Here is a 3,218-nt window from a genome sequence, read left to right as displayed (position 1 = left end):
CGAAGATCGACCGCTACAGACGGCTCATCGAGACAGAAGAAGTGACTCAGATCGGATTAGTGGGTGACGCTTTGTGAGGTACTGAGTTTAGGAATATCACATTGTGTGAATTGTACCTACAGAACTCACCCTTTGAGGCAACCCCTTACAATAACTGTCTGCGAGACACAGGTAACCCTTCTGAAGCACTTAATTGTCCTAGTCCCCCACCAGATCTTTTGGCTAAGATAGCAAACTTAATAACTTAGTTCCAATTTATATATCTGGTAAGAATAAATGAAAATAATATCGGAAACGTTTGTGCTCTTCACCATCAGTCTGTTACTCATGACTGCTGGCTGTTCAACGCTCGCCGGATCCAGCCCGGAATCAACCCCGACGCCCGAACCGACTGTAACAGAAATACCAACACCAGAACCAGTTGTCACAGAAACACCAACGCCAACACCCACAGAAACCGAGACACAAACTCCTGAACACACTCCCATGGAGACAGAGTCTGATCTTCTCGCTGAACGACGACAAAGATACGCAGCCTTCAATGAGACGTATCGCTTCCTGCTCCGGGACACTGGTACGGAAGTTATGATACTGGACTCACAGGCATATCCCAAAAACGAGACGTATCATCTCACCTACCAGCTGAACGCGTCAATGAACCACTCCGAAAAGGTGGCCATCCGTCGGGATGTTGCTATCTCGTATATCGTCGTCGCGGACAGCTGGAACACAGATGAGTATCCGGACAAGGACCACACATGGCTCCCGGATACGGTTTGCCTTACGGGTGTTACTGCGGACGGGACGGTGTACGGCCACAATTACATCAGGTATAACTGGGCTTTCAAGTACAACGAAGGACTCTGGAGTAGTCTGGTTTATATGGGTCACTATGGTGGGACCCTCGAAAAGGGACCAGCCGATCCGGACTACGGAAGCAATGAAACCGGTGCAGATCCTGATTATCCAGAACCGTACGATAGCGTCTGCCGTGGAACCTGACGCTACTCTCAGTCTTGACGATATCTGCGTCACACTCCTCTCTCGGGCATGAATCTGGAGTCTCTGACATTCGTGTTCCTCGCCCGCCAGGAACACACAAAATCGGGTTCGACGAAAACTGACTGCCGCGGCTCTCCCTCAGAAGTGAACGTCGGCGGGGACGATCCAGAGGGTATCACTCTCGTCCAGAAGCCGGTCAAGCTGCGTCCGATCGCGAATCCCGCATCCGTGTTCCTCGTACAGTGCAATCTCTGGGCCTTTGGCGGCTCCGACTCTCTGGAACGCACATCGAGCGAGGTCTTTGTCGCGCATAATCTCCTCGTCTGAAAGCTCGTCGAGGGCGTCTTTGACCGTCTGGAGATTACGTTCGAACGCTGACTTCGTTGTCTCCCAGCCATCGCCAAGGAGTTCTTGCCCGGCCTCGGAGTCGACCGGAGCCGCGGTCGGACGCTCGCCCCACCGGGATTTGCCTGCGACGGTGGAACTCTCGTCGAACGTGACGTANGACCAGGTTGTCGAAAACGCCTTTGCCAGCGGCGAGTGCTGCGTCTGCTGTCGATGCCTCAACGAGCGCGTAGATGAGCATATGCATTGGTAGATCGTGACCTGCCGGCGCTCCACGCACTGCAGTCAGTGTGACGCCGGCACCCTCGTCGGCGCACACAAAAGTACGCTACACGAGGTCCGTCTGACATCGAGCCCGCTCTAGAAGCTGGTGTCTACAGGAGACGAGCGAGGGACTGCTTGAGACGGCCCTTCACGCCGGATGGTTCAACGGCTTCAATCTCGACGACACAAGAACACAGTAGCAACAGCTCGCCACACGCGGGGCACTCTTCGAAGTCACAGAGCCGATGATGTATCTCGCCGTGCTCAACACCACACGCAGGACACGACTGGTCGCGCCACCGTTCGAGGTCGACGGTAACGGCCCGTTCGTTGCTCTGGAGGACTTGTAGCTTGTACGTGAGATACTGGCTGCCCTCGCCCCACGGGATCGGGTCGGAAGCCACCCCATTGACGTAATAGCGTTTGTCGACACACGCCGACGCCGACCGTGGCCGGCGGCAGTCGGGACAACACATCTATCTCTCACCCCGGGGACGCCCCGCAAAAACCTCGCCACTCGTCTGTGCCTGCCGGTGCTGGGCACGAATGTCCGGTCGGTCGTCGGCTTCGGTGCTTGGAGACTGTTCGTCGACGGACTGCTGTTCGGTGCTCATGTTCGGGAAACCCCTCACCCTCTCGGGGGGACACAAAATTGAGGGGTAGTACCGTCACCAGACTGGACGGAAACAATGATCAGTCCCTCACAAAGCTGGTTAGTGAGAACGTCTGCTTTCTGATGGTGTGTCTACGACCAGAAAATGATTAAAACGGGCTTGTACTAAGTCATCGTCCAACCACGCGAAATTAGAGCTCACGGAAGCACGTTACGACCTACTGAACAAGCTGAAATTCCGTGAAGGTGCACTCGCACTTATTGCTGGCTGTCTTGGGTTTGCTGGCGATATTTGACGACGTTATCGTATCTGATTATACTCACCGTACCCGATATAGCGAAAAAGATAAGAATATCTAAATATATCATGGTAACTTTTTAATGTATATATGTAGATGTATCGCTGTGGATTTCATACCGACCGAAGTCGATACAGGGCAAAGAGGTAGTGAGGCTGAGTTGCCGGTCTGGGACGCAATCAAAAGCGCGTTCGGAGCGGACGATCTGGGTATAGCCTACTACAAGTATCCAGTCATCGACAAGAGCGGTGAGGACTATGATCGAGAACCTGATTTTGTGGTTCTGCATCAAGAGCTGGGGCTCATTGTTATCGAGTGTAAAGGCTACCAGATCGACCACATTGATACAATCCAGGGACAGGTATGGAATCTCCAGGGACTAACCCAGTCGAAGGCGAAACCTCATCCACAAGCCCGGGATCAGGCGTTTAAGATTCGGTCGTATTTCGCTCGGGAAAGCGAACTCACTGACGAGATGGGCCGGTGTAAGATTCCAGTGAACGTGTTCATTGCGCTCCCCAACATCTCGCGTGAGGAGTGGGCCGAATGCGGGTATGATGAACTCCCGTCGACACCTCGGGTACTCACCTCAGACGACCTTTCGCCCCAGTCACTTCGTGACCAGTTAAACAAGACACCGAAGATGGAGGCACTCTCCAGTGAGGAATTCCTGTCTCTTATACACATCTCTGATG

Annotated in this window: 4 protein-coding genes and 1 pseudogene; 2 read left to right on the top strand and 3 right to left on the bottom strand. The window is 53.5% G+C overall.

Going from position 1 to position 3,218, the window contains the following annotated elements:
- Window positions 1-327: 327 nt before the first annotated feature.
- Window positions 328-1,002, top strand: coding sequence for a hypothetical protein (locus C442_RS20365; RefSeq protein WP_225306844.1), 675 nt, complete (start codon window positions 328-330; stop codon window positions 1,000-1,002).
- A 138-nt stretch (window positions 1,003-1,140) separates the two neighbouring features.
- Here the strand turns inward: C442_RS20365 and C442_RS20360 are convergent.
- The 3 genes and pseudogenes from C442_RS20360 to C442_RS22415 form a co-directional block, all read right to left on the bottom strand.
- A pseudogene (locus tag C442_RS20360) lies at window positions 1,141-1,594 on the bottom strand (hypothetical protein).
- A 127-nt stretch (window positions 1,595-1,721) separates the two neighbouring features.
- Window positions 1,722-2,087 carry a hypothetical protein gene (locus tag C442_RS20355; protein WP_008313850.1) on the bottom strand — a complete coding sequence of 122 codons (366 nt, stop codon included), beginning with the start codon at window positions 2,085-2,087 and terminating at the stop codon, window positions 1,722-1,724.
- Window positions 2,088-2,225 (bottom strand): hypothetical protein, encoded by a 138-nt coding sequence (locus tag C442_RS22415; protein ID WP_007189782.1) that lies wholly within the window; start codon window positions 2,223-2,225, stop codon window positions 2,088-2,090.
- Window positions 2,226-2,629: 404 nt separating this feature from the next.
- Here C442_RS22415 and C442_RS20350 point away from each other — a divergent pair.
- On the top strand, window positions 2,630-3,218 hold a 589-nt coding region (locus C442_RS20350; protein WP_161606649.1), incomplete at its 3' end, for a nuclease-related domain-containing protein.

It is taken from the genome of Haloarcula amylolytica JCM 13557, from assembly GCF_000336615.1.
Taxonomy (GTDB): Archaea; Halobacteriota; Halobacteria; order Halobacteriales; family Haloarculaceae; genus Haloarcula; species Haloarcula amylolytica.
This window is presented reverse-complemented; position numbering and strand designations above follow the sequence as displayed.

Coding starts and splice junctions, on each gene's coding strand:
- C442_RS20355 (WP_008313850.1), bottom strand. CDS start 2,087: ATGTGTTGTCCCGACTGCCGCCGGCCACGGTCGGCGTCGGCGTGTGTC.
- C442_RS22415 (WP_007189782.1), bottom strand. CDS start 2,225: ATGAGCACCGAACAGCAGTCCGTCGACGAACAGTCTCCAAGCACCGAA.
- C442_RS20365 (WP_225306844.1), top strand. CDS start 328: ATGACTGCTGGCTGTTCAACGCTCGCCGGATCCAGCCCGGAATCAACC.